General features: G+C 56.9%; 18 protein-coding genes and 1 pseudogene. 12 read left to right on the top strand and 7 right to left on the bottom strand.

Features of this window, described 5'->3' with window-relative positions:
- Nucleotides 1–9: 9 nt before the first annotated feature.
- Nucleotides 10–6,408 (top strand): DEAD/DEAH box helicase, encoded by a 6,399-nt coding sequence (locus R3D51_00210; GenBank protein MEZ5897892.1) that lies wholly within the window; start codon nt 10–12, stop codon nt 6,406–6,408.
- Nucleotides 6,405–8,618 (top strand): 3'-5' exonuclease, encoded by a 2,214-nt coding sequence (locus R3D51_00205; GenBank protein ID MEZ5897891.1) that lies wholly within the window; start codon nt 6,405–6,407, stop codon nt 8,616–8,618. The genes R3D51_00210 and R3D51_00205 overlap by 4 nt, the downstream gene beginning before the upstream one ends.
- A gap of 214 nt (nt 8,619–8,832) precedes the next feature.
- On the opposite strand, the gene R3D51_00200 is transcribed toward R3D51_00205, so the two are convergent.
- The 6 genes from R3D51_00200 to R3D51_00175 all read right to left on the bottom strand — a co-directional run bounded on the left by R3D51_00200 (nt 8,833) and on the right by R3D51_00175 (nt 15,043).
- Nucleotides 8,833–10,578, bottom strand: a complete 1,746-nt coding sequence (locus tag R3D51_00200) for an AAA domain-containing protein (protein MEZ5897890.1) — start codon at nt 10,576–10,578, stop codon at nt 8,833–8,835.
- Nucleotides 10,579–11,058: 480 nt separating this feature from the next.
- A complete protein-coding gene (locus tag R3D51_00195) occupies nt 11,059–12,240 on the bottom strand; it encodes a hypothetical protein (GenBank protein MEZ5897889.1) in 1,182 nt (393 codons plus the stop codon).
- A complete protein-coding gene (locus R3D51_00190; GenBank protein ID MEZ5897888.1) occupies nt 12,227–12,604 on the bottom strand; it encodes a DUF5681 domain-containing protein in 378 nt (125 codons plus the stop codon). Before R3D51_00190 ends, R3D51_00195 begins: the two co-directional genes overlap by 14 nt.
- Nucleotides 12,601–13,944: a DNA methyltransferase gene (locus R3D51_00185; GenBank protein ID MEZ5897887.1), complete on the bottom strand. Its 1,344-nt coding sequence runs from the start codon at nt 13,942–13,944 to the stop codon at nt 12,601–12,603. Before R3D51_00185 ends, R3D51_00190 begins: the two co-directional genes overlap by 4 nt.
- 115 nt (nt 13,945–14,059) lie before the next feature.
- Entirely contained in the window at nt 14,060–14,668 is a 609-nt protein-coding gene (locus R3D51_00180) for a hypothetical protein (GenBank protein ID MEZ5897886.1), read from the bottom strand.
- A gap of 99 nt (nt 14,669–14,767) precedes the next feature.
- Nucleotides 14,768–15,043: a hypothetical protein gene (locus R3D51_00175; GenBank protein MEZ5897885.1), complete on the bottom strand. Its 276-nt coding sequence runs from the start codon at nt 15,041–15,043 to the stop codon at nt 14,768–14,770.
- Nucleotides 15,044–15,509: 466 nt separating this feature from the next.
- Between R3D51_00175 and R3D51_00170 the strand changes: the two genes are divergently transcribed.
- Entirely contained in the window at nt 15,510–17,009 is a 1,500-nt protein-coding gene (locus R3D51_00170; GenBank protein MEZ5897884.1) for an MBL fold metallo-hydrolase, read from the top strand.
- Between the two features lie 773 nt (nt 17,010–17,782).
- On the opposite strand, the gene R3D51_00165 is transcribed toward R3D51_00170, so the two are convergent.
- Entirely contained in the window at nt 17,783–18,748 is a 966-nt protein-coding gene (locus R3D51_00165) for an AraC family transcriptional regulator ligand-binding domain-containing protein (GenBank protein MEZ5897883.1), read from the bottom strand.
- Nucleotides 18,749–18,968: 220 nt separating this feature from the next.
- Between R3D51_00165 and R3D51_00160 the strand changes: the two genes are divergently transcribed.
- The 9 genes and pseudogenes from R3D51_00160 to R3D51_00120 all read left to right on the top strand — a co-directional run.
- Nucleotides 18,969–20,525, top strand: coding sequence for a DUF1254 domain-containing protein (locus R3D51_00160; GenBank protein ID MEZ5897882.1), 1,557 nt, complete (start codon nt 18,969–18,971; stop codon nt 20,523–20,525).
- A gap of 341 nt (nt 20,526–20,866) precedes the next feature.
- Nucleotides 20,867–21,013: pseudogene (locus R3D51_00155) on the top strand (ParA family protein).
- A 112-nt stretch (nt 21,014–21,125) separates the two neighbouring features.
- Entirely contained in the window at nt 21,126–21,584 is a 459-nt protein-coding gene (locus R3D51_00150) for a hypothetical protein (GenBank protein ID MEZ5897881.1), read from the top strand.
- 228 nt (nt 21,585–21,812) lie between these two features.
- Nucleotides 21,813–22,484 (top strand): hypothetical protein, encoded by a 672-nt coding sequence (locus R3D51_00145; GenBank protein ID MEZ5897880.1) that lies wholly within the window; start codon nt 21,813–21,815, stop codon nt 22,482–22,484.
- Nucleotides 22,485–22,529: 45 nt separating this feature from the next.
- The gene (locus tag R3D51_00140) at nt 22,530–23,090 is read left to right on the top strand and encodes a hypothetical protein (protein MEZ5897879.1); all 561 of its coding nucleotides are present in this window, start codon (nt 22,530–22,532) and stop codon (nt 23,088–23,090) included.
- A 548-nt stretch (nt 23,091–23,638) separates the two neighbouring features.
- Nucleotides 23,639–24,379, top strand: coding sequence for a hypothetical protein (locus R3D51_00135; GenBank protein ID MEZ5897878.1), 741 nt, complete (start codon nt 23,639–23,641; stop codon nt 24,377–24,379).
- A 97-nt stretch (nt 24,380–24,476) separates the two neighbouring features.
- Nucleotides 24,477–24,890 carry a hypothetical protein gene (locus R3D51_00130; GenBank protein ID MEZ5897877.1) on the top strand — a complete coding sequence of 138 codons (414 nt, stop codon included), beginning with the start codon at nt 24,477–24,479 and terminating at the stop codon, nt 24,888–24,890.
- 75 nt (nt 24,891–24,965) lie between these two features.
- Nucleotides 24,966–25,499: a hypothetical protein gene (locus R3D51_00125; GenBank protein MEZ5897876.1), complete on the top strand. Its 534-nt coding sequence runs from the start codon at nt 24,966–24,968 to the stop codon at nt 25,497–25,499.
- Between the two features lie 1,133 nt (nt 25,500–26,632).
- Nucleotides 26,633–26,959: hypothetical protein (locus R3D51_00120; protein MEZ5897875.1), on the top strand; the 327-nt coding region annotated here is incomplete at its 3' end.

Raw genomic sequence — 26,959 nt, 5'->3', positions numbered from 1 at the left:
GGTCCAGCTATGAACCCCATTCTCTTAGGGCTCCAAGTGGAGAGGAGCCTGAAGGACCTAGTTCGCTCGACACTCAACACCACAAGCCGTGCCTTCGATGGCACAGTCGATCGCTTCCTCGTGAATCCTGACAACTACATCAAGGGACCGTGGATCTCGGTCGGTATGCCGTTCAAGCAAGCGGTGAAGCCGGGCAAGCCGTTCAAGCAACCATTTCCTGACGTCCCGCTCAAATTCGCGCCCTATCAGCACCAGTTGACCGCCTTCGACAGACTAGGAGGCGCAGCACCTCGGTCGACAATCGTTGCCACAGGGACCGGATCCGGTAAGACTGAATCGTACCTCTGGCCAATACTTGACTACTGCCGTGCAAACAAGGGCAAACCAGGGATCAAGGCGATCCTAATTTATCCGATGAACGCACTGGCCACCGATCAGGCGCGTCGCATCGCACGAGCCATCCACGAAATCTCCTCGCTAGCAGGCGTTCGCGCGGGCATCTACGCTGATGCCGAACCGAAGTCCCCGACCGATGGCATGACTGAGCAGGATGTGATTACGCGCCGCGATGCCATGCGGTCGAATCCGCCGGATATCCTCCTCACAAACTACAAGATGCTCGACTATCTGCTCATACGCGGGAGCGATCGGCATTTGTGGGAGAAGAATTCACCCGAAACGCTCCGATATCTCGTTGTTGACGAGATGCACACCTTCGATGGCGCACAAGGAGCCGATCTTGCGCTCCTGATCCGGCGGCTGAAACACCGGCTGGGTACACTTGAGAAGCATCTCGCCTGTGTAGGTTCCTCTGCGACTTTGGGTGCGGGAGAAGAGGCAGCTGTCGAGCTGCGAGAGTACGCTGCAACCATCTTCGGCGAACCGTTTGACGACGGCTCAGTGATCAGGGAGACGCGGCAGACCCCCGACGAGGCCTTTCCCACCCCGGAATACTTCGATTGGCCAGAGCCCGCTGAAGTACAGACCGCGCTTGCCTCTGCCATCGACGTCTCGCAAGCAGCTGCAGCGCAGCTGTTTACCCGTTGCCTCTTTCCATCGACAACCGACGCAGACCTGATCGCACTCAACGACGGAGATCCGGAGTCCATAGAATGGCGACTGCTACTTGGTCGCCTGATCTTAGAACACGCTGCCGCACAGCGAGTTCTTCGCATCATTGCAGAGACTGCTCGGCCCACGACCCTGAGCGCCATCGCGGAGAGCTTGGGCACCGTCAAGGCCCTTAGCAATTGGTCTGCCGACAAGCGCATCGGCCTGGCCGAAGTCATTGTTTCACTCATATGCTGGGCACGCTCGGGCTCTCGGGCCTCGCCTCAGCCGCTATTCAGCGTTCGCATCCAGAGTTGGGCGCGCGAGATGTCCCGCATGGTCGCCAACCTTCCACGGTGGCGATCAACTGACGAGCGATCCGAGATAGATCTCGCACACGCCAATGACCTGGATGAGCGCGACTTGCGGCAGGTATTGCCGATCGTGAACTGTGCACGTTGCGGCACCTCAGCTCATTTGGGACGCCAATCAGCAAGAGGTCTTAGCCTCTGGGCTCCACTGTCGGATCTCTACGAGGACTTCTTCGACGGCACCTCCAACCGTATCCGACTAATCTATCACGAAAGCATTAGTCGCAAGGCCGGGACCTCAGGCCGGGGCAGCGTCGTGACTGGACTTCTCGACGCCGGCAGCCTGGACTTTACGCCCGCCGACCACGCAGGCACGACGGACGAAGGAATACGAAGCCCGGTATGGCTCTACGACCCCACGGATGAGAATGGCGAGTTTGACCGCACCTGCCCAGCCTGTGGGCACGCCCATGGGTTGCTGCTCTTCGGATTGCGGTCATCGCGAATGACGTCTGCACTCGCGAATACTCTTTACGGATCAGAACACAATGAAGAGGATCCCCAGGCCAAGCCACGATTTCTGATGTTCTCTGACTCCGTTCAGGATGCAGCGCAGCGCGCAGCTGTCGCCGAGATCCGCAACACCAACGCCGTGGTACGCAAGTCATTATATGAGGCGATAATATCGGACCCTCACCATGAGATCACGCTAGCAGAAGTCATCTCTGCAGTTCCCGAGGCCATCCGCATAGCCCTGGGAGATGAGGCGTTCGTCGCGAATTACATTGCTCGCAACCAAACATGGCGCGAACCCTATCAGCAGCTACTGCGGAGCGACCGACTTCCCTCCGACGATCGATTCATCCAGCATGTTAAGCTTCGGCTTGGGTGGGAATACTTCTCAGACCTTACCTATCGGTCGCATACCTCTCAGACGCTGGAAGCCGCAGGCATTGCGCTGGCAGAAGTGTCGATAGAGCGCATAAGTGCCGTGGCTAAGAAGCTCCCGGTACATCTTGCAAACGCGCTGTCCGGTGCATTCAAGATGGATGAGCCCACTGCCACGCGCTTTCTGGCTGGACTACTTCAGCAGATGCGTCGACGAGGAGCGGTTGGGCACGAGTATATAGTGGCGGGCATGTCCGCCGCGCCATCAAGAATTGGCGGGCCTAACTATTTTGCGGCGGCGCGCGCGATGGCCCTCGGAAAAACGGATACTTTGCCCGTCCCCAATTATCGCAACGGGGCGGCACCTATGCCGGTGACACTGCTCAGATCAGTGCCAGGATATCAGCCTCTGCTCCAAGATCACTCAACCAACTGGTACAGAGACTGGGCTGACAAATTCTTCCTTCCGATCTCACTTTCAATGGTCTCTCAATATGACGCTGTATTTGAGACGACCATGCGATTACTCGAAGCAGAAGGTGTAGTCCGCCGCATCGATCGTCCGGCTCCATCGCGTGATCATGGGTTCGTTATCGAGCCGACCGCCATCAAAGTGACAGATAGCGTACTTCATCTGCGCTGCGACAGATGCCGAAGAAATGAAATTGCCCTCTCGGAGAACCGGCTAGCGATCGGATCTACCTGCACACGCATTGGCTGTCATGGATCTCTCCTTGAGACAAATCATTCCGTGTCTGCCTCTACCGCTGCAATTCTGTCAACTGACCGGAACCATCGTGTTGTTGGGCGTGAGCACACCGGTTTGCTCGAAGCTGATGAACGCCGCCAGATTGAGACTGACTTCATCAAGAAGGAGAGTCCTTGGGCACCCAACCTCATCTCGGCCACACCAACGCTCGAGATGGGTATTGATATCGGCGACCTCTCCACGCTGCTTCTGTGCTCCGTGCCACCCGAAGAAGCCAACTACATCCAACGGATTGGTCGGTCAGGCCGCCGAGACGGCAACTCTCTAAATCTGACTATCGCTACTGCGCGGCCGCACGACCTGCAGTTCTGGGAAGAGCCAGACAGCATGCTTGCGGGACAAGTTCGCGTTCCGGGGGTTTACATTGGCGCGCTGTCCGTTCTGCTAAGACAGGTTGCTGCATTCACTTTGGATGGCTTTGTCGGCAGCGGCGCACACACCGGAGATTACGGGAAGGTGCGTCGGGTATTGCTGCAACTGGAGGAAAGTCGCGGCGATGGCTTTCCTCTGGACTGGTTTCGTTACATTGACGAGCACAGCTCGAGCCTGGCAAGTCAGTTTCTGTCACTGCTCCCGTCTGAGTTGTCAGCGCGCCCTGAAATTGCTTCTCGCATTCGCAACTACCTGACCACCCGTGACCAACACTCTCTCATTTGGCATATTCGAACTCTCTTTGATGAGGCCGCGAGAGAACGCGCCGAGCTCATTGCACGCAGAGCTGAACTCGACGCCGAGGCCAAGCGCGTCAAACGTCGTGAAAATGAGATGACGCCAGAGATGCTTGAGGCTCGACTTGCTGAAATCAAACGCGACAAAGGAGAAATAAACCACGCGATCAGGCAAGGTATCGACGACGTTCAAGTGCTCAGGTTTTTGACCGACAAAGGCCTTCTTCCCAACTACGCGTTTCCAGAAGAAGGGGTTAAGCTAAAATCCATCATCGCCCGCCAACCTGAAAGCGGCCATCGCGAGGAAAACGGCGACAACCTCATCACGCGGGAGTATATGCGACCTGCGAGCTCGGCCCTAACCGAGTTTGCGCCCGGACAATATTTCTACGCCAATGGCCGCGAAGTAATTATCGATAGACTCGATTTGAACAAGCAGGATCTTTCAACATGGAGGTTCTGCCAGAATTGCTCGCATGTAGAGCTCCAGTCGACAGCTCAAGCAACCGACAAATGCCCGCGCTGCAGTGACGACATGTGGGATGACGTCGGTTCAGCGCACGAGACCGTTGAGCTGAAGACCGTCATCGCTGTTACACCAGAGCAAAAGGCAGAGATCCGGGACGCCGACGATCGCCAGCAAAAGCAATATGATCGCGCGATGGTACCCTTCTATGGCCCGGCAGACATCGAATCGTCGTGGTATGCGGAGGGGGCCGAAACAGCGCCGCCGTTTGGCTATGAGTTCATTGCACCTTGCGCATTTAGGGATTTTAACTTCGGTCAGAGAACGTCGGGACCTGCAGGCCCGAAGATTGCCGGCGAGGAGCGGCATTCGCGCCCTTTTTCGATTTGTCGTCACTGCGGGATAGTGCAGCGCCCTGCGCGGCACACTGGCGCCGCAGGTGAGCACCAACCTCGTTGCCGGGTATTGCAACGCGATGGTGAAATCACGCGCGAACAGTGGGAAGCGAATGTCTTCCTGATGCGAAAGTTCGAAACCGAGTCAATCCGTATTGTCGTACCCGTAGCAGGAGAGGCAAATCACGATGATATCAAGAGCTTTGTTGCCGCCATTAATCTGGGGATGCGAAGGCACTTCGCCGGCAAGGTTGACCACATTCGCAGTGCCGTAGTGGAAGCTCAACTCGATGGACTTGCTGCCGTTCGCAGCCTCTATCTCTATGATGCTGTGCCTGGCGGATCTGGCTATTTGCGGCAACTGGCTGAGCACCCCGATACGATGCGCGCAGTGGTCGAGCGAGCCGCTGAGGCGCTGCGCACCTGTGCCTGCGTTGAGAACGGAAAGAGCGGCTGCTTCCGTTGCGTCAAATCTTACCGCTCTCAGTTCGGTCCCGGCGAGCCTGATCGCGACACTGCCCTGCACATGATGGAAGGCATCCTCGCTCAGTGGGGTGAGTTGACCCGTACCAGTAGCGGGATCGATACGCGCATTCGCGATTTCTTGGTTGATAGCAAGCTAGAGCACCGGTTCCTTGAAACGCTGGAGGATCGCTTCGGCGCCGGATGTATCAAACCCCAGGTGCTTGAAGGTGGACGAAAGGGCTTTCTCTTAAAGGTCGTTGAAGGCCAACAGACTCATTTTTGGACTATCGAGACCCAAGTCCAGATCGACAAGCGGTTCATAGATGTGCCCAAGAAGCGCGTTGACTTCCTCTTGAGCCCCATCGGCGACCTGCAGGCGAGGCCGATCGTGGTCGAAATGGATGGCTTGAAATACCATGCCAGCACCGTAGCAGAAGACCTCATCACCCGTGTGCTTCTGATTCGCTCGGGGCATGTGCGGGTTTGGACGCTAGGCTGGCACGACCTTGACCAGGGTCTTGACTCGCTGGTTCCAAATCCAATAGCCGAGGCCCGTCTCGGAGCGACCCATGCCGGTATCATGGCCTCTGTGCTTGCTAAGCCGGCCATGTCTGATCTGGCGACAAGCGTAGGCATATTGCAGAGCGGGTCATCACTACATGGCCTGCTCCATCATATCTCATTGCCCAATGCGGATCTCGCTGCTTCGACGTCAGTTCTGATGCGCACGATTGTGGGGCACGGGCGCCAAATCGAGACGCTACCTCGAATTGCTACGATCACCGAAGATGGACGAAGCTTCCTTGAAGAGGGAGAGATGTTTGGGCACGTCAATGATCGGAATCTGGATGTCTATCTGGCCGTCAAGAAGCGATCACCTCAGACATGGCGCAGTGATATTGAAGATTGTCGTCTCTTAGTTCGTGGGACATTGCCCCAAGTGTCTGGTGATCCGGCGGCGAGCCCTGGGTACTCCGAGGCGTGGCGCGGGCTGTGGCGCCTCATCAACTTGATGCAAGCCATCCCAGGCTTCCACGTCGAGTTCGAAGGAGTTGATACGCTGTCAGCTCCTGATCTCACAACGGTTGGGAAGGGACCGCAGGACGGTGCATGGCTCGAAGTTAGTACGCTCGTAAGTGAGGGCTTCCGTCCGCTGATTGAGGCGCTACAGGCGGGCAACGTGGCTCCGCCCGACCTGATAGGTGCCGACCTCACGCAACACGGAGAAGTTGTTGGGATGATCGAGATTGGCTGGTCGGGCATCCAGCTCGGCGTCTGCGAAGAGAGTTTTGAAATGTCGAACTGGGACCTCGTCTCATTCAATCCGGAAGGGGAAAAGTCAGTGACTGAGGTTGCGACTTACATCATCCGAAAAATTGAGGAGATGGTTTCATGAGTAATCAAATTGCCCACAGGGTCTCCTATGACCTCGGTTGTATGCGGTCGCTTAAGAAGTTGCCGGATAGGATCTCGGCGAAGTTTTTAGATATGATGACGCGCTATATGAGCGATCCATCCGGCAATGGCTTGAACTTCGAGTCGGTCGAGGGTGCGCGAGAGCGCGGATTGAAATCGATACGGATTGACCAGGGCTACCGTGCTATCGCCTTTGTAAGTGGCCGTGACATCATGTTCCTTCACGTCAACGAACATGACAAGGCCTACCGTTGGGCTGAAGGCCGCACGGTACGTATTGATTCAGCCACCAATCGAATTCGTGTCTATGAAGAGGTCGAAACCGTAGCTTCTGCTGCTCCTCAGGCTTCTGCAAAGGCTGCTGCCGTTGCTCCTCTTCTTTTTGCGAACGTTTCCGATGATCGCTTGATCTCGCTCGGCGTGCTCACGGATGAGCTACCCAAGGTGCGCCTTATTCACAATCAGGCGGAGCTCGACTCTGCCGAAGACGACTTCGACACGACTACGTTTTACGCGTTGATCGCTTTGGCAGCGGGATATTCGGATGAAGAAATTCGCGACTTGATCGGCGCGGCACCTGCCGAGGCTGCTGAACAGCCCTCCGACGTAGCGGCGACCTTTTCCCAAGTCATCGCATCGGATGAAAGTCGTCAGCATATCTTCATTCCGGAAACCGAGGATGAGCTGCGCCGCTTCTTCGAGGGAGATCTGGAAGGTTGGCGAGTATTTCTGCACCGTGATCAGCGGCGTATTGCCTATCGCGATTACAATGGTCCCGCGATGGCCCGTGGCGGAGCTGGTACGGGCAAGACGGTCGTGGCAATGCATCGAGCCAAATATCTGGCAGATCAAATTGCAAGCGATCCCCAGCGGTCGGCAGAGCGGGTTCTCTTCACTACGTTCACAACGAGTCTTGCCCACGACATTTCAGCCAATCTCAATACGCTTTGTCCGGAGCATCTCAGCAAGCCCAATCCGCGGATAGAAGTGATCAATCTGGATCGCTGGGTCAGCGGCTTCCTTAAGCGCAAGAAATTTGGGCGCGACATCGCCTACTTTGGCGAAGAGCGTGAACAGCTCGATCAGATATGGCGAGAATTGATGGATGCTCACACCATACCAGAAGGGCTGTCAGAGGAGTTCGTACGTGCCGAATGGGAGCAAGTGATCCAGGCGAAGGGTGTTCTGACAGAGCAGGCGTATTTCAAAACGCCGCGCACCGGCCGCGGCACCGCGATAGACCGCCGCAAAAGGGCGGCGCTCTGGAAAATCTTCTCCGATTATCGCGCTCGCATGATGGATGCAGGGCTCGCAGAGCCAGATGATGCATACCGAGAGGCCGTCGAGCTGCTGAAGTCTGAAGCGCCGAGCTTGCCCTATAGCTCGGTGGTAGTAGATGAAGCGCAGGATATGGGCGAACAAGCTTTTCGCCTCATCCGGTCGATCGTCCCAGAAGGCCCCGACCACGATCGCAATTCGATCTTCATTGTTGGGGACGCACATCAGCGAATCTATTCGCGTCGTGCCGGTATGTCGGCATGCGGAATTAATGTTAGGGGACGTTCACGAAAACTGCGACTGAACTACCGAACCAGCGATGAAATCCGCAAGTGGGCCGTGTCAATTCTTGAGGGGGTAGCTGTCGATGATCTCGATAGCGGCCTAGACAGCCTGAACGGTTACACTAGCGTCTTTCGGGGACCACCCCCCGTCGTGGTCGACTTTGACAGCGAGGAGGACGAGGTAGCCGCGCTGATCTCTTGGATCGGAAAGTTGAATGCCTCAAACACAAAGCTTGCCGATATTGGCATTTTGGCGAGTACGCGGGTTCAGTTGGATCGACTGGCTGGCAAGTTGGCAGATGCAGGCATCGCTTCAGTCAAACTCGCGCCAAATCAGGCAGACGACAGAGAGCTTCCAGGCGTTCGGCTATGCACGATGCATCGGGCGAAGGGGCTCGAATTTCACGCAGTGGCGATCCCGTTCCTCTCGCGTTCGACCTTCCCACCTTCCAAAGCTCTGCGATCGGCGGTAGATGAGGCCGATCGCCGCAACATCCTGCAGCAGCAAAAGTCTCTACTCCACGTAGCCGCAACGCGCGCCAAGCGAGTTCTCCGGGTCTCATGGAGTGGAGAACCATCAGCACTACTCGCTCCAGCCATTGGCAATGGGAAAGCCACTGTCGAGTAGGGTGGCGCTCTACTGGAGAACTGTTCAGGCAAATGTCTTCTGTAGTGTACTCATTCACGATTCCCGTCGATCCCCAACAATCGATGATCGGCGCTGGCGAACTCTGCCCATTACGCCGCCAGACTCGCGCATCGGTATTTATGATTCCGTCCAACGTCGGCTCAATCGTCCTGCTGCTGCTAGCGTCTAGGCAGAAGAGGAAAGGAATCTGGGACTAAGCCAAGGCCTTCAATTTACTGCCGGCCAGCTCCGCAATCCGACTTAAAGTGGAATTGGAAAGATCGATATCCGATAGGAATAGGATCGCCCATGACTGCGCGCGAGATATAGCGACATTGATGAGCCGGTCCCCCTCGGTCCCCTTCAGAAACGCATTTGATCCATCCACCGGATCGATGATCACTATCTTTCGCTCGCCGCCTTGGGCTTTATGCACCGTCGAAACCTTTAGGCCTTTGATCTTGCGCATTTCGATCAGCATGTTGAGCAGGGCGCGCTGCGCACGAAACGGTGTCAGGATCAGAATGTTCTCGGCGACCTCGTTGATGCCCAGGATTTCATCGACCAGATCGAGCACGGCCTTCGCCGAGTCATACCGAATTGGTCCTTTGTACTTGGAAGACCAAGTCGACACAGCATTCGTTGATCGTATCTGGAGTTGCGGTTGCTCGCGCCCATTGAGCCAATAGGAAGAGCGCTCCAGCTTCCAGGTCTTGTCTTGTAGCTCCCGCTGCGCAACCCGCAGCCTGCCACCATAGAAGATTTTACTCACGACTGCGCAAATTGGCGGAGCCATGCGCGATTGCTCTTCGAGAAATATCTGCGGCGCATCTTTGACAATGTCGAACGCGGTTTCCGAGAGGATTTTCTTTGCCTGCGCATCCTTCGTCCTCACCACGGCGGAGAGCTGCTTGGGATCGCCCGCGAACAGGACATTCCGCCCCACGAGCGCGACCATCTGCGCTGCCGGGCCGCTGAGTTGGCTCGCCTCGTCAATGATCAGCACATCGACGCCAGCCGCACGCAATTCCTGAAACCAGAAGAGCGCCGATGTCACCGTCATGCCCACGCATGAATTTTCCGCAAGGATTTGGAGCACGGAGGCTTTCAAGCGAGCACGCAAAACGTCGACATCATGTTTCCAAGCGGCCCATTCTTCCAGCTCGCGTTTCGGTGGTTCCCGTTCGATCAGAGCGGCAAGCTTTGCAAACGAGTCTTTATCCTGCACAGGCAGGAGATGCTCACAGCCGAGATAGAATTTTGGATCGACGCCCGATCCAAAGCGCTTGACGCGTTGGCGCAAGTCGAGGCGTCCACATTGGAGTAGCGCGATGTCAACATGACGAACAGATTGATCAACAGCCGTATGCGTGGTCGCCGCAATGAGCACGCGAACACTTGCATTGGACACGATCTCATTGGCAACCAGAATTCCAATGGTCGTGGTCTTACCAGTGCCAGGCGGGCCCCATAACAGCGCGGTGTTGTGCCGAGGCAGTGCAAGCGCCTTGCGTTGGCTTGATCGAAGAAACGAAACATCGATGGCTGGGTGCGGCTCCTGCAGAGGGTGCCGCTTCGGCGATAGCTTGGCCAACGCGGCCGCCGCGTGATCAGGAATGCTCCAAAGCTCGGCCAGCGCTTTGAGGTAATCCGTCTCGTATATCGCGATGCGTTGTCCTAATTCCGGCTTCGGTCCGCTTAAATACCGCGCGAAGATGGACGGCCTATCCGGATCGACGGCGTGAATTTCAGCCATTGTTGGCACTTCGTCCTTCCACCAAGCCTTAGCGCCTTCCAGCGCCTCATCGACCGGACGTTTGAAGGGATCGCTCACATCGTCAAGATCGATGCGAATGCCGCCGGCAGAGGCGACTACCTGCTTTGCGGTTGCAAATATCGGCTGACGTGAAATATCGCGCTCGCGTTCAATCGCGGCACCTATCTGAGATGCAGTCCTCACGAACTTCCCCTCAAATCGATTATGGCAAAGGACTAAAGCGCACCATCTAGCTGAACAAACCACTCAGGTACGGTACGCCAGAAAGTCCAGCGCGCGAATCAGCATGTAAAGCATGTCATGAGCCACGCTAAACGACTAGCAAAGCATCTACCTTTTCAACGATCGCGGATCTGGCTGAGCAGAGTCGGATCAAGGTTAGGTCCCGGTTTAGCTTTGAGGCCATGGGCACATTAGACACCGTCTGGACCGTATCGGCTGCCATGACCATGGCTCGCACGCCATCGAATCTCGGCGTGATGTCGGCTTTCGCTCAAACTCGAACACGGTGTTGCAATGATCGTTTGCTAAGCTCCTTTGGCGACCACCCTCCATCCGAGGGTATGCTCCTGCCCAAGAAGGCCAGTCCGTCCAGGTGCTTGATTAATGAAGTCGCGTATACACGCGTTGATTTGTGGCGATATGCAATCCGTCGATTATCCATCAGAACGAATCGGGTCCATCATCGTCCATCGGCTCCTGCCCGAATTCAACAGGACCAGCCCGATACTCGGCGAGAAGGGCAGCTTCGTTTTCGGGCGGCCCCCATTCAGCTTTGGGGTCTTCAAGGAGGCGCCGTTGATAGTCCATGGTCCAGACAGCATACCGCTCCCATTCTTCCAGCGTCATTTGGCGGGGCGGCGTTGCGGGATGCCTCTCACCGATCCCGAAAAGCTCGTAGGCCAAGATTGATGTTTCCGGTACCGTGCACATTGCGCCCATGGGAAAGCCGAACTCGTCAGGCTGCGCAAACCACCCCCCTCGCACTGCTTCGTCGTTCATGTGCACGTAGGGCTTCTGCTGGTACTGCGCGGCAAAATTATAAGCGCCGATGTCAAGCATACGCCGATAGAGCGGCACCCAGCTGTCGATCTTGGGCGCCAGCGGATAGCCTTTCTGGCGCGTGATAACGCCTCCACGCGACAGCTTCCATTCCTCATCCTCGGTGGCGATCGCCGGCAAGTTGAGATGAACCCATGGCTGTTCGCCTGACAGCAGATGGCCGCTCAAATCCTCGTGATGCAGCCGCTGCATCACGACGACGACGCGGCCTTTGTTCTTGTCGTTGAGCCGTGGGATGACTTCAGCGTCGAACCACTTGTTGACCGCGCGACGGCGCGACTCATCGTGCACGCGGGCTGGTGCAATCGGATCGTCGACGACGATAAGGTCAGCACCACGCCCCACCAGGATTCCGCCAACGACGCTCGAGATTCGCTGGCCGCCATGGGGAAGGTAGAGGTCGCCACCACGACTCTCAGCCTTCAGATGCGGGAACAGGGCGCGGCAACGCTGCGAGTTCAGCAGATCCTGGGTCGCGCGCTCAAAATCACGGGCTAGTTCGCGAGAGCCGGCAATCGACATGATCTTGAGTTCGGGGTTGCGACCGTGCATCCAGACCGGCAGCGCGATCGAGGCTGCTAGCGACTTTAAGCAGCGCGGCGGAAGATTGATGATCAGCCGCGTGATCTCACCTTTGGCAACGCGCTCCAGATAGTCTGCCAGCACGTCAATGTGCCAAGTGTCGATCAAATCCGTCTTGGGATTCAACTCGCGAAACGCGAATCTCAAGAAGGCCGAGAAGTTCGACCGGTAAAGAGCCTTGATCTGTTCAGCCTTGCTCATTGTCTTCTCCTGTCGGTGGGGACCCGAGTGCCCTCAGCAGCTCGGCGTCATCCGCTTCCGTCGCCGTGAATGGTTCGATGTCCTTGTGTTTCTCAAGATGCGCGAGGACCAGCTGCATCGGCTTTAGGTCACCGCTGATGGCGCGATTGACGAGTTGCTTGATTAAGGCCTCACGCTTGGTCAGACGTATTTCACGCCCACCTTCCTTGAGGGCGACGGTCTGATCGAGCTCGCGCTTGATCATGGCTTCGATGCTGCGGTTCTTGCGCGGCCGGCCACGGGGATTGCCCGACTGGCCGGGCTTGAACCGGCTGTGCTTCGGAGGCTTGCAGTAGCCAACCTCATCGTCGTCCTCGGCGCTCATGATGAGACCTCCGACGGCTCGCAGGGCATCAGGGCCGCCTCGCCGAGCCGCTCGGCCGCGACTTCCGCGAACGTCTGCCCCGTCGCAAGCAGGCGCGCCTCGACGCCAGAGATGCTGCTGACGCGCTTCAGGATGGTGTCGCAGTAGGCGGGATCGAGTTCGATGCCATAGCCGCGCCGGCCAGTGCGCTCGGCGGCAACGAGCGTCGTGCCAGACCCAGCAAACGCGTCGAGCACGATGCCGCGACGCCTCGAGCAGTCAAGGATGGCGTCCGCGACGAGCGCGACCGGCTTGACGGTCGGGTGCATGGCCAGGTCTGCGTCACGCGTCGCGCTGAAGGCGTTGGCGCCGGCATAGGTCCACACATTCGTGCGATAACGGCCATGGCGGCCAAGCTCGACGTTGTTTATATGAGGCGCGGTCCCGCTCTTGAACACAAGGACCATTTCATGCTGCGAGCGGTACAGCGAACCCATGCCGCCGTTGGTCTTATTCCAGACGCAGATGTTCTTGAGTTCGCTGAAGGTGCTGCCGCCGGCCGCCAGTACCTCGCCGAGGTGGCGCCAGTCCATGCATACAAAATGGATCGCGCCATCGACCGCGCGATGAACGAGGTTGGCAAAGACGCGCTCAAGAAAGGCTGTGAACTCGGCTCCCGTCATCTCGCCGGACGCAAACGCGAACTCGCGGTGCTTTACCGCTCCAAGACCCGAGACATGGCCATCGATCTTCACGTTATAAGGCGGGTCCGTGAAGACCATCTGCGCGCGCTCGCCATCGAGCAGGCGAGCCGAGACTTCGAGGTCGGTCGCGTCGCCGCAGATGAGGCGATGCGCGCCGATCTGCCAAAGGTCGCCGAGCCGCGTGATGGCCGGACCGTCGGCCAGAGGCGGCACCACGTCTGCCGCGTCGGCCTTCACCTCAGCCTCGCCAAGAAGAACGTCTATCTCGGCCATTTCGAAGCCGGTGATCGTAACGTCGAAATCAAGATCCAGCGTCGTGAGATGCTGCAGCTCAATTCTTAGAATCTCGCGATCCCAGCCCGCCTTCTCCGCAAGCTTGTTGTCGGCAAGGATGTAGGCGCGCTTCTGGGCCTCGCTCAGATGCTCGAGTCGCATGCACGGCACGGCAGCCATGCCGAGCTTTTTCGCGGCTTCCACGCGACCATGACCGGCGATGATAATTCCGGCCTTGTCGATCAAGACCGGGTTGTTGAACCCGAAGGTCTTGATGCTCGACGCGATCTCGGCAATTTGCTTGGGGCTATGGACGCGCGCGTTGTTGCTGTATGGTTTGAGAGCAGCAACGGCAACGTGCTCGATGGTGAGCTTTGCAGGCATGGGTCGGGGCTCCGAAAAACAGAGTTCGACCCTTCAATTAGGCGCATGACGCACTAAACGCATTCACGGGATTGTCGTCCGGAATTCAGGGAAAGTCGCGTCAAGCCGGAAAAGACTAGCGCCTGGCCCCTTTGGCTCTCGGCCTCTTCTCAGTCTCATCCTTCATCGCACTTAACTTATTCGCGAGTGTCTTGCCGCTCAAAGGTGACCATTTCTGAACGTAGCGCAGAGCAACATCGGCCTCAGTTGGGATTTGTTCGGCCCGATGCCGGCGCTGCTTACGACTTTCGATCAGCTGCAATCGGCGACGATAGCGGCGAGCAATAAGCTTCCCTTGCTCGTAGAGCGCCGGGAGCAGAAGCTTTTTGAGTCGAGCAGTGGGACTAAGGTCAACTTTGGGACCGGTCCGCACACGCCGCTCACCACGCAGTTCTTGAATCAAGATGCTTCTTAGCGCCGATGGCAATGGTTCGCCGTCGCAAAACTGTACAAGCTGGGCAAGTTCCTTGTTTGACAGGGGATACGGTGCCAAGGGGCCGAGTTCATTCTCCTGTTCCAACCGACGAAAGAGTGCAGCTGGGCCACCCGGTCCCCATAGCTCATGAAAGCCCTTGTCGCGCAGGGATTTTGGTAATTCGAGGCGGCAGTCGATCACGCGTTCCGACACGCTTTGGTCAAGCTTGTCGTCGTTGCGTCCTGTTTTCCCGTTCTTGACCTCGGCCATGGCATTTACTGTCCCGGTTTGGTGCAACCAATGGTTTTGACAGCAAGACGCAGGCCAAGCGCTGTGTTCGGTTGCCCGAACGCAGCGCCTAACATCAGGTCAATCCTTGTTGATCTTACCTGCCAATATGCGGCGCGCCGCATCGAGAACGGTCACGGCATCGCACAAGCCGACAAAGTTGCGCTGCGAAATCCTTCCACTCCGCAGTTCTTCGAGGATGGCCTGAGCATCCTTAATCCCGGTCAGAACGCTTTCGAGTTCGCGTCCGGGCACGAGACGGCGCGGATGGACAACGCCGTTGATTTCGGGGGAGACAGGTTTGAGAAGAGGAACGAAGGACTTCTTGGTCGCCTGCTTTGCTTTTGACTTAGCCATATTGGCCTCCTTTGAGTTTTGGAAGCCCTCTACATATGACACTTGTCGGCAGATCGCTTTCCCGCAAACGCGACGATGAAAGGCGGGAAAATAATCACGCGGTGACGACGAATGAACGCCACCGAGGAAACACGACAAGAGTTCATTGCGCGGCGATCTCGAGTGCGAAAGTTGTTAACTGATGCGTCCTGATTTTTTTCCCTTCAAATTGGCCTTCACATTGACGCGAAATGCAGAGTCGGGCGGGCAAGCAGACCGGTAACAGGCCCCCACAGGTGAGCGGCCACTACTCATAGGGTGACGGGCCTGCGCGCCCGTACGGAATAATGGCAGCGATCAAGGTGAAAACGCCAGGGAGTGAGCAGGGCACCGCCCTCAGTGTTCATCACAATGAACTGCAGCGGTTAAGCAAGCCGAGGAACGGGCTATGATCCGGGACCACAGTTATTGCCGGGCCGAGGTCACCATGAAACGCAAGCCTTTTTCCGAATTCGTCGGTGTCGATACCACGCCGCTCCACGTCTCCGCGACGGGGTCCAAAACGCAGGGCCACCTCCTATGGGGTGACGGAGTCAAGAGGTCGGGCAAGCAGAGCGGCGGGCGTATCGAGGTGAAGGCCAGAGGCAAGACCGGCTGGATCGCTGAAAGCGCACTCGGGGGCGAGTCCCTGCTTGAGGTGTATTTTATCGACGTGGGGCAGGGAGACGGCGTGCTGATCAAAACACCCGAATTCCGGCACATTATGATCGACGGCGGCAACCCGCGGGAGCGGCAGAACACTGGGAAGAACGCCGCTGACTTCGTCGACTGGAAGTTCGTGAAGGACTATGGGCGCAAAGCAATCGAGCTCGATGCCATTATCGCCTCGCACAACGATCTCGACCATTACGGTGGGCTTGCCGACCTGCTGGACGCCGCTCAGGCAACACAGCTCGATGCGAAGGAAGTCACGGTCGAGCGATTTTGCCATGCGGGGCTGTCGTGGTGGCTGAACGGCGGCAAGCGCACGCTCGGCCGGACAGCGAAAAAAGGCGGAAAGAGCTACTATACGCAGCTGCTGGTCGACCGGGCTTCGGCGGAATCCGCCTCGGCTCCCGGCGGCGGTGGACCCACGCTCCAGGGCAATTGGGGTGCATTCATCAGACAGGCCGTTGCGGCGAAGGCTTCTGATGGAACGCCGTCGCCGTTCACGCGGCTCAGCAACAAGAGCGGCCATTTGCCCGGATTTGCGCCCGGTGACGGCGAAGCCGTTATACGGGTGCTTGGCCCAGTAGAGGAAACGGTCGGCGGCAAGCCCGCCTTGCCAAAATTCAAGAGCAATTCAACAACGACCAACGGCAATAGCATTCTGCTACGCCTCGATTACGGGCGGACGCGTATCCTTCTGACCGGCGATCTCAACACCGAAAGCCAGAACCTGCTGCTGGAGGCGTTCGCGGGCGACCGGCTTGAGTTCCAGTGCGATGTTGCCAAAGGTTGCCATCACGGCAGCGAGGATGTGGCGTTCTCGTTCCTGCAAGCGATGAAAGCGGCCGTCACTGTCATCAGCTCTGGCGACGCCGAAGGTCACGACCACCCGCGGCCGCGCATTGTTGCCGCGAGCGGCGCGGCGGGCCATGTGACGCTCGATAAGGACGAACTCATCACGCCGCTCGTCTATTCAACCGAGCTGGCGCGTTCCACCAGTTTCGGCACGCCCGTAAGCCTATCGTTCAAAGACGGGCAAGGACAGGATGTGGAGCTGACGGGATCACGGCTCTCATCGGCGCGCGTTGAGTATACCGAGCGCCTGCCCGGCGCGATCAGGCCGCGTAAGGGAGCGCGCCGACTGTCGGGGCCAAGCATTGTGGCTGGCCTGATATACGGGCTTGTAAATGTGCGCACGGACGGCGAAATGATCCTGACCGCGACCCTCAACGAGGGCAAGGGCACGTGGACGGTCAAGAAGTTCAAATCGCGGTTCTGAGGCAAACCCGACCTAGCACCGGGTCCCTGGGCGCGCCGCGGCGATGCTCACAATGGCAGTGAGGTCCTGGGAAAAGTCCTAGTCTTGCTCTCGAGAGGCGGGCTTGTCCTGCGACGCCGGCATAATAACCGTATTTTGTCTTGCGGATGACGGGGAGCGCGAGCTGTATTTGTCAGCTATTAAATCAATGCAGTTGCGTCCGACACACGGACAAATAGCAGGCTGGGGATGAGAAAGATGCTGATAGGGCGATCCGTGTTATGGGCAAATAGATCCCAGTACCCACGAGATCGATCCCTGTTTCGGTTCGACTAGGACCCTGTTCCGTTTGCAGGGAAATCACCCGCAAACAGCCCCGTTTTCCGGGGCATTGAGCAGCGCCTTAGGGCCGGATTTCGGGAATTTTCCCTGATAACAGGCAATTTTCCGGTAGAGACCGGTTCGCGCCAGACTGCCAGCACAGCCAATGAAATCAAAGACTTAGCTGCTTCCGAAATCACCTCGAAATCGTCCGGCGTACCGCGGGCGTACCGTTCACGAGGTGGAGCGGATGCCGTCGCTCCGCACAAAGCTTGCAGCATACTCTCTGTGTTTCGATGCTTGTGGCAGTGACAACGTTGGGCCGACGCTTTGTCAGTTAGCTCGGTCAAAGCAGACGCGATCTACTCGCGTTGCCGGGCACGCTTTTGACCCAAAGCTGCCCCCAGGCAAGTGCAACACGCGCAGACCGCTGAAGACAGCCCTTGGCCAACTGCGGAAATTGGGCCTTGGCGTTAGTTAAAGAATTTCGTAGGTGGCTTGCCGGTCCAGCGCTTAAAGGCGCGCGTAAAGTTAGCGGGGTCCCTATAGCCAAGGCGCGTCGCCAATTCGCTCATGTTTGAGGCGCCGCTTGCCAAGTACGAAACAGCGGCATCGCGACGAGAGACGTCCAACAGATCCTCGAAGTTCACGCCGCAATATTTCAGCCGTCTCTGTAGGGTGCGCACCGATATGTAAAGATGGGCAGCAATCTGGTGAATCGAGGTATTGCCCGTGATCAACGACTGATTGATTAAAGTAGCAGTTGCAATTGTTGTGTCGATGGCCCGTGTCGCGAAATCGGCCGTTGGCCGGGCTATCAATTCGTTCGCCAGCACATCATTGTCGATTTCGACCCCGTTAAACTTGCTGTTGAAAATCAACCTTTCGCCAAACGCCTCTTCGAGATGTCGTGCATCGTAACTCCACGGCATCGTTAGATGAACTCGCACTGCATCGGCTTCACCGTACAGCAAGGCAACATTTCTCAGCATCGCGACGGAAGCCAGTAGGATTTGCAGGGGATCGTCACGAACCGGGCCTTCAATTGAGTACGCCAGACAAAGCGGGCCGTCCTCATCACGCAGCGAAACCATTGATCCTTGTTCGATCGTATAGAGCTTCCCCCTCACCAGCTCGCAGGCCTGCTGCAGAGTTTCCGCCTGGCTGACGATTGTCCCCCATGTGCCAAAATTTGGGATCGGGACGTCATTACCCGCGAACGCGCCGGCAAACGGAATCCCGGTAACTTCCGCCAGTCGGCTTCCCGCTTCCAGCACTTTGTCGCGCTCGAACCACGCATCGTGTTGCAGGAATATGTTGGGGGAGATGCCGAGGCGGCTAATGAATTCTAAGGCGTCTATATCGTTCTTCGCAAGGTAAGGTCCCAAGTGAAGTAACGTATCAACGCTCCAGACCGCAGCTCTTCCTTCAGGCGCCATGCATTTCAAGATGAGTTATCCGGTGCCTGTCGATTCCAGCTCGGAGCCGCGCCGTCGTCAGTCATTTTGGCATCAGATGACAAGTGATCCTGGACGATCCGAGTTTGAATTGCAACAATCGTGTCGTACCGTGTTCTCTTGCAACAGGACGGTTCGACACTCAAAGCGCCCGCGCACAGGCAGAACGAACAGCCTTCTCAAAGTCTGAACGGAGAATGCTATGAAGAACTTATTGATTCTGGCCGCAACCGGGTTGCTCGCCGGTACTTTTGTCGCCAGTGCTGAAGACAAAACGCCCGGTTACAATCATAAAATTCCAGAAGAAATAATGACACCGGACGTGGTCGAAACACGGCTAGGTACCCTGAAGTTCTTCGACGGCATGCCTGACAAGGAGACGGTGGACAAGCTCTACGACAACCTCATCATCAACCGCGGCGTGGAGACCTTTCTGAACGGAATCCCGGCAACGTCGATCGAGGGGCTGCGGCGTGGTTTCATCGATGTCGGCGCGGATACTCCACAAAAAGTGGTCGTAATGGACAGGCTGTTGGATTCGGCACCGCTGTTCCTCACCGGCAACACAGACACCGTTTATGTCGTGACCATGCTTGACCTGAAGCGCGACGGCGCGACCGTGGTCGAAGTTCCGCCTGGATCAGGCCCAGGCACTGTCGACGATGCCTATTTCCGCTTCGTGATCGACATGGGAATTCCTGGACCCGACCGCGGCAACGGCGGCAAGTACCTTATCCTGCCGCCCGACTACAAGGGCGATCTCGACCCGCCGGAGGGCGGCATGGAGGCCGAGGTCGACGGTGAGAAGTACTACGTGTCCAAATCGACCAGCTACGCAAACCTGCTCATCCTGCGCGGGTTCCTCGTCGACGGGAAGCCGGACGTCGCCACGGCAATGTACAAGAATGGACTGAAGATCTACTCGTTGGCCGATCGGAACAACCCGCCGAAGATGGAATTCATCAGCGGCTCGGGCAAACCCTTCAACACGATTCACGCTAACGATTACGCTTTCTACGAGGAGCTTCACACCGTCATCGAGCGCGAGCCCGTTGAAATGCTCGATCCGCACCTGCGCGGTATCTTTTCTGCGGTTGGTATAGAGAAGGGCAAGCCTTTTGCGCCCGATGCGCGCATGAAGAAGCTACTGACCGAGGCCGTGGCCATCGGCAATGCCACGGCCCGGGCAATCATTTTCCGACCGCGGCTTGAGGGCTTCGCCTACTACCCCAACAGCGCCTGGGGCACCGGCTTTGTCGGCGGAAGCTATCAATGGCTCAAGAACAAGGGAATGGGAGGTCGTAACCTAGATGCCCGAACCATGTTCTTCTACCAGGCCACGGTCAACACACCCGCGATGGTTTTGGAGATGGTCGGCAAAGGGTCCCAATACGCCATCGCGACGGTAGACAAGGACGGCGAGTATCTCGACGGCTCGAAGACATACAAGCTGCAAATCCCGGCCAATGCTCCCGCCAAGGATTTCTGGTCGGTGGTGGTCTACGACCCCCAGACCCGCTCGGAACTCCAGACGGGGCAAACGTTCCCGAGCAAGAATAACAAGCGCGACAAGCTCTTCGAAAACTCTGATGGTTCGGTGGACCTCTATTTTGGGGCGACGGCGCCTGTAGGCAAGGAGGCGAATTGGATCCAGACTGTTCCCGGCAAGGGATGGTATCCGATCCTCAGGCTCTATGGCCCGCTTCAGCCGTGGTTCGACAAGACTTGGCGGCCAGGCGAGATCGAATTGACCAAGTAGCAGACTGCTTCGATTGGCTACCTAGCGCAAAGGCATATCAGGGGGTTGACGTGTTCCTGCTCCCTGATGCTCGACGCTGAGAGATTGCCCGGCGGGGTGAAACGCGACAGTTTTCCCTCTCCGCGACCTTCTGCTGTCCATCCACAAACTGTCGTCAGAAAACCATTCATCCTCGATCAGGCAACTTCCGTTCCTGGCCCTTAGCCGACTTTTCGTCGCTGTGTCCACGCCGCCGCTTGTGCTTCAAGACCCGACGTCACTAGTCGAACACTGCCCGTTCCATAAGCATTCACGTGCTCCCACGTGTTCACGTATACAGGCTTACATGTTCTCATGTCGTCATGAGGATAGTGACGTTGCTTTCGCAAAAGGGTGGGTCGGGGAAGACGACCCTTTCGATCAATCTCGCAATAGCAGCAGCACTGCGCGGCAAATCAGTCGTCATCATCGATCTCGACCCGCAGCAGTCGGCCGCCCGCTGGGCACGGCTTAGAACGGCCGACAATCCCATTATCGTCAGCGGCCATGGTCCGAACGTCGAGACGCCAACTGAGATTACTGAAGATGTCAGAAAGTCCTTACTGTCGATGGCTTATCGCAATGGATTATTACGATGGACCAATATCGGGAATTGCACTCAGACAGAGCGATCAGTCGGTCATTTTTTTTCAAGCGGTTGCGAGCGATATCGAGTACCGGAATCGCGTATATGCTGTGACGACAGTTAATCGCAATGCGGAAAATTTGCGATCCGCTCTCACCAACTACGAGTCGCAGAAGGAGCCATTCTGGCTACCAAGCGAAGTGACAAATACTGCGGAAGTGCACTTGGCATGGCGAAACGTTGAATCAGTTGTTCAAACTTCCAGTGAATGGCGTCTCGTTGAATGCCACGACCCGCTCGACGTTGCTCAAGAGACAGAGGTCGCTCCACAACTGGTTCCATCAATCAGGAATTTCGTGCGGGATAGAACTATCGTTTTTATTGCCACCCAGCCTATGGTAGTTGGCCTCCTCGATCGGCTGCAAACAGAGAACGCTAATTGGCGTGGAAGTTAAGACGACGTCAGTTGGCGGAATCTCTCTTAGTCAGGACCAAGTCGCCAAGGACGTTGTCGTAGCGACCGAGGGCGGACGAAGCGTTCATGGTGAAGTGTCCGGCGTTATGTATAAGGCTGTTGGATTTGGCCCAGACGTGTCTCCCTGGATCAAAAATCAACAATTGAATGACGCATTACGAAGCGTCGGGGCAGAGCCCCAATCATGCACCGTATCAGGATGTAGGTAATGAAGCCCGAGGACTTGGAAGCGATTGTATTGCGTCAGGCAATTGAGAGTTGCGGGTATACTCCGGCGGGGCGAAATCGGTACAAGGGAATGTGGAGTTCGACAGAGGTCAATCACTATCTGTACTTAAAACAGGGGCGGTCGAACGCCCGCGGACCCACCGATATGCTGGGAGTCAAGTATGGAATGTTCAACCCCGACGTGTTCGCCTTTTCGGGGAACGCGCTCTGTACATTTGGTGGCAAATTGTATCAACATGATAATCCCTCAAAATACACGCTTGACAATGGATATATGGCGTTCCCGCTGCTTGAGGATCACGGCCGTTGGGGATTATCGGTGTATTTGCCGGATGCGGACTTGCTACATACGTCGAAGATTCTAGAGAGCAAAATTCGCGAAGAAATTGTTAGGCCTTGCGAAGATATAACAAGTTTTTCCAGCTATTATAGCGTTCTTGTCTCCGATTCAGTTGCATTCCGATGGAGCCAAGTGCATGGCGCCTTGCGAGCGGCACAAGCTGTCATGGCGGGCAGAAAAGCCGGGATTGCAGACGACCAAATCCTGTTACAACTTACACCATATTCGAAGTTTATAGCATCGGGCCTTTCACGCGAACTCACCTCCGCACCCCTTGATTTTGTCAGAAAGTGTTTTGATGTTGGGGATTAAGGAATAGAAGCGAGACAGATTAAAATACTATCCAATTGTTGCTGATTGCCCCGCCCACCAACGCACATTGAGAAGGGCACCAACAGCATCGATCTCGCGTATGGCCCCGAGCGGGGTCGCTTCAAGCGCACCGATGTCAACCAGACCGGCACCACGACCACCTATTACATTGCAGGCGGAAGCTTCGAGGTCTCGGTGGCCCAATCGGGTCTGAAGACGCAGCGCGCCTACATCGCGGGCACTGCTGTCGTCATGCGCTCTGAGAGCGCGCCTGCCACCTGGGGCGTCTCGGAAACCCGCTACTTCCTCAAGGATCACCTGGGCTCGCTTGCTGCCGAACTCGACGATCAGGGCGTCATCCAGCAGAGCTACTCCTTCGACGCCCCCTGCGTGCGCGTGGCGACTCGCGTTCCGCGAGCCTGCCGCCACGCGCGTAAAGCGGGCAAGCGCCGTCAGGTCGACTGGACCAGCTATACGCCGTCCAACCCCTTCAACTGGCAGCTCTCGCCCCGCGGTTATACTTTAGAGGTGCGTGCGACTCTCCTGCGTCGAGCCGGCCGCACGCACATGCCACGAGCAGCGCAATCAGATGGCAAGTCATATTGAAGACGTGATACTGAACCCTTCAGCCGTTAAAAATTTGAGTAATGGGCGGATCGGTTATTGGCACAACGCAACTCAGTCAGTCGTGATACGTAACCCAAGTACAGTTGATGGTGGGACCACTTTTGTGCCTCGATTAGGCCGATACTATTTTGACAACGTGCTGAAATAGGGTGCCGCATGAACTTGCTCAAGCTCGAGAAAGACGCTGTTGCTGTGCAACTCTCATGGCAAGAAGCTGCCATAATAGCGAGTGCCCTTGGAGAGAGCCTCGAGAATATCGAAGAGTGGGAATTTCAAACGCGCATTGGGGTATCGCCATCAGAGGTGCGGAGGCTTTTGGAGCGGTTCAGCAGAATTTGTGACGATATGTATGGAATGACCTCGGATAACGCGTAGCCGCGCATCGTAGCCCGGCCAGGGTACCTCCGTCTTGGGTCTAAGACACCACCGAGCAGGACGAGAGGCTAACGTCTCGGCCCGCGTACCGCAGCTAGCGGGCCTCCGGCGGCACGATAGAACAAGCCCTCATAGGGGCGGCGATCTCCTTCGTGCAGATAGGTGCGTACACGCAGATCCACCAGATCATCGGGGGCATTGCCGACAGGGCGCTCTCTGCGGCGGTCAAGATCGGCCTGCATGCGGTTGTCGGCGGCGCGGTCTCGGTCGCGCAAGGCGGATCGTTTGAAACAGGTGCGCTCACCGGCGCAGTCGCAGCAGGTTCAAGCCTGCTCATGGACAGCTCCGGTCTCATGGGCCACTCGGGCGATGGTGTGCCTGAGAACGTCGCCGCCCGCACCGCCGTTTCGGCTGTGGCCGGCGGTACGGCCTCGGTGCTCTCAGGCGGCAAGTTCGCTAACGGTGCCATCACAGGTGCATTCGCGCAGCTGTATAATGCGGACGCCGCAGCTCTTGCAAAAGCTGCTACGCGTGGTTTCGCAGTGCGCTTCACCGCAACAGCCGCGACGGCCGCCACTATCGCCGCGATGGACGGGCCACTCCCTGTTGGCGACATAATTGGCGGTGGCCTTCTGATCTATGATGCGGTGACAACTGTCTACGGCTACATCTTCAATAGCGACGGATACACCGACTTGTCGGGCAATAAACCGCCCATTGTGGGAGAACCGGGCTCAACCGTTCGCACAGGGACCGGTTCCAGAACATATGGCGAGGACGGCTATCCTCTTATAGATAGGGACTGGCCACATCAGGACGAAGCAGGTGTTGGTTGCGGTGATCATTGCCATGATTGGGGAAGGCCGGAAGGTGGGGCCGCCCGACACATCTAGATCGAGGACCTCCGCGTTTACCCCAGGAAGGCGATCCGCCTATGCCACGCGGGCCAAACGTTCCACCTGGATAGCTGAAACCATATAGAGTGTTCCAATGCTCCCGACTTTGCATGATCATCTCCTAATCGGTTATGAGGTGGATTGTCTTAATCGAACGATTACGCTCCACACACAGCAACCCCATTGGGAGTCGGCACCCAATGGACAGACCATCAAATTTCAAGGTGTTCTAGGATATCATTTTAAGAACGACGCTTTCAGCAACATCATCATGAGTATCGAAACTCCTAAAGTCGAAGATTTTATCCAGTGTTATGCATCCGAGATGTCTGCTGCCTTTAAGGAAGCTGGAGCATTGGATAATTGGGCGCTGAGCAAAGAAGCTGCGGCCATAGCGCTGATTGATGCGAATATGATCGCAGTCGTCATCACATCTACAATGGGATTGTCGGGCTGGGTGCTTGCGGCCCATGTGCACCTCGCTGAAAAGGACGAGCCACACAAATAGCAGCACGTTGTCCTGTTCTTGCGCTTCGGATGCCCACCCACATCCGCGCGGTCTCGGTCGCGCAAGGCGGATCGTTTGAAACAGGTCGTTGCAGCCCGCACTGCCGTCGCAGCTGTCGCCGGCGGCACCGCATCCGTCCTCGCAGGTGGCAAGTTCGCTAACGGCGCAATAACAGGCGCGTTTGCGCAGCTGTATAATGCGGATGGCATAGGAAAGAGCTTTGCTGTAGGCGGCGGTCGTGCTCTGGGTGCCATATTCGGCGGTATAGTCGGAACGGGTACCGCCGGATTGTGCACGGCTGGAACTTACGGAGCATGCGGAACCGTAACTCCCGGTATCATAATGACCGGTGTAGTTGGCGGAGCATTGGTTGGCGGACAAACCGCAGGTGTGATCTATGATGCCGTCTCAAATGTGCTCGGCGGAGAGGTGTATAGCAAGACCGAGGATAGTTCTCCAGAGACTGTCGCCGTCGATTCTAAGGGCAATGCAATCCCGCTTCAGGAAGGCGAGTACCTGACAGGATCACCCGATGGCAAATGGATACAAGTCAGAAAACCGGATGGAGACCCACGGGCATGCGAATCGATGGAGGTCATAGTCCGGTGACCCATTCTGACCCTCGAGCACTTGATTCACATGCAAATGTTCCTGGTGTCACCAATTCAGACGGGACACCTTGGCTCCCAGTGAGGCGACAATGACTAAATTCTCGTGGGGCGATTCAGTGAAAATCGTTAAACCTAAACATCTCTCCGAGGAAATACTAATAGGCGGCGTCTGCGGAATAAGATCTATCGACTCGCAGAAACTTGCTGAAGCATTTCATGCGCCCATTGGCAGTCTCCTGTATTTGATTGAATGCCCGAACGGACATGCTGTAGAGGTGCCAGAGCAATATCTAGAAGCAGTAATAAAGAAATAGAGGCCGACGATCAGGGCGTCATCCAGCAGAGCTACTCCTTCGACGCCCCCTGCGTGCGCGTGGCGACTCGCGTTCCGCGAGCCTGCCGCCACGCGCGTAAAGCGGGCAAGCGCCGTCAGATCGACTGGACCAGCTATACGCCGTCCAACCCCTTCAACTGGCAGCTCTCGCCCCGCGGTTATACTTTAGAGGTGCGTGCGACTCTCCTGCGTCGAGCCGGCCGCACGCACATGCCACGAGCAGCGCAATCAGATGGCAAGTCATATTGAAGACGTGATACTGAACCCTTCAGCCGTTAAAAATTTGAGTAATGGGCGGATCGGTTATTGGCACAACGCAACTCAGTCAGTCGTGATACGTAACCCAAGTACAGTTGATGGTGGGACCACTTTTGTGCCTCGATTAGGCCGATACTATTTTGACAACGTGCTGAAATAGGGTGCCGCATGAACTTGCTCAAGCTCGAGAAAGACGCTGTTGCTGTGCAACTCTCATGGCAAGAAGCTGCCATAATAGCGAGTGCCCTTGGAGAGAGCCTCGAGAATATCGAAGAGTGGGAATTTCAAACGCGCATTGGGGTATCGCCATCAGAGGTGCGGAGGCTTTTGGAGCGGTTCAGCAGAATTTGTGACGATATGTATGGAATGACCTCGGATAACGCGTAGCCGCGCATCGTAGCCCGGCCAGGGTACCTCCGTCTTGGGTCTAAGACACCACCGAGCAGGACGAGAGGCTAACGTCTCGGCCCGCGTACCGCAGCTAGCGGGCCTCCGGCGGCACGATAGAACAAGCCCTCATAGGGGCGGCGATCTCCTTCGTGCAGATAGGTGCGTACACGCAGATCCACCAGATCATCGGGGGCATTGCCGACAGGGCGCTCTCTGCGGCGGTCAAGATCGGCCTGCATGCGGTTGTCGGCGGCGCGGTCTCGGTCGCGCAAGGCGGATCGTTTGAAACAGGTGCGCTCACCGGCGCAGTCGCAGCAGGTTCAAGCCTGCTCATGGACAGCTCCGGTCTCATGGGCCACTCGGGCGATGGTGTGCCTGAGAACGTCGCCGCCCGCACCGCCGTTTCGGCTGTGGCCGGCGGTACGGCCTCGGTGCTCTCAGGCGGCAAGTTCGCTAACGGTGCCATCACAGGTGCA

It is taken from the genome of Hyphomicrobiaceae bacterium (assembly GCA_041397645.1).
GTDB lineage: Bacteria > Pseudomonadota > Alphaproteobacteria > Rhizobiales > Hyphomicrobiaceae > Hyphomicrobium_B.
Note: the sequence above shows the minus strand (reverse complement) of the source record. Positions and strands in the feature narration are given on the sequence as shown.

Bases quoted from the DNA above. Each gene is read 5' to 3' on its own strand.
- R3D51_00180 (MEZ5897886.1), bottom strand. From the start codon at position 14,668: ATGGCCGAGGTCAAGAACGGGAAAACAGGACGCAACGACGACAAGCTT.
- R3D51_00145 (MEZ5897880.1), top strand. From the start codon at position 21,813: ATGAAGCCCGAGGACTTGGAAGCGATTGTATTGCGTCAGGCAATTGAG.
- R3D51_00130 (MEZ5897877.1), top strand. From the start codon at position 24,477: ATGCTCCCGACTTTGCATGATCATCTCCTAATCGGTTATGAGGTGGAT.
- R3D51_00205 (MEZ5897891.1), top strand. From the start codon at position 6,405: ATGAGTAATCAAATTGCCCACAGGGTCTCCTATGACCTCGGTTGTATG.
- R3D51_00190 (MEZ5897888.1), bottom strand. From the start codon at position 12,604: ATGAGCGCCGAGGACGACGATGAGGTTGGCTACTGCAAGCCTCCGAAG.
- R3D51_00175 (MEZ5897885.1), bottom strand. From the start codon at position 15,043: ATGGCTAAGTCAAAAGCAAAGCAGGCGACCAAGAAGTCCTTCGTTCCT.
- R3D51_00165 (MEZ5897883.1), bottom strand. From the start codon at position 18,748: ATGGCGCCTGAAGGAAGAGCTGCGGTCTGGAGCGTTGATACGTTACTT.
- R3D51_00195 (MEZ5897889.1), bottom strand. From the start codon at position 12,240: ATGAGCAAGGCTGAACAGATCAAGGCTCTTTACCGGTCGAACTTCTCG.
- R3D51_00185 (MEZ5897887.1), bottom strand. From the start codon at position 13,944: ATGCCTGCAAAGCTCACCATCGAGCACGTTGCCGTTGCTGCTCTCAAA.
- R3D51_00210 (MEZ5897892.1), top strand. From the start codon at position 10: ATGAACCCCATTCTCTTAGGGCTCCAAGTGGAGAGGAGCCTGAAGGAC.
- R3D51_00170 (MEZ5897884.1), top strand. From the start codon at position 15,510: ATGAAACGCAAGCCTTTTTCCGAATTCGTCGGTGTCGATACCACGCCG.
- R3D51_00150 (MEZ5897881.1), top strand. From the start codon at position 21,126: ATGGATTATTACGATGGACCAATATCGGGAATTGCACTCAGACAGAGC.
- R3D51_00160 (MEZ5897882.1), top strand. From the start codon at position 18,969: ATGAAGAACTTATTGATTCTGGCCGCAACCGGGTTGCTCGCCGGTACT.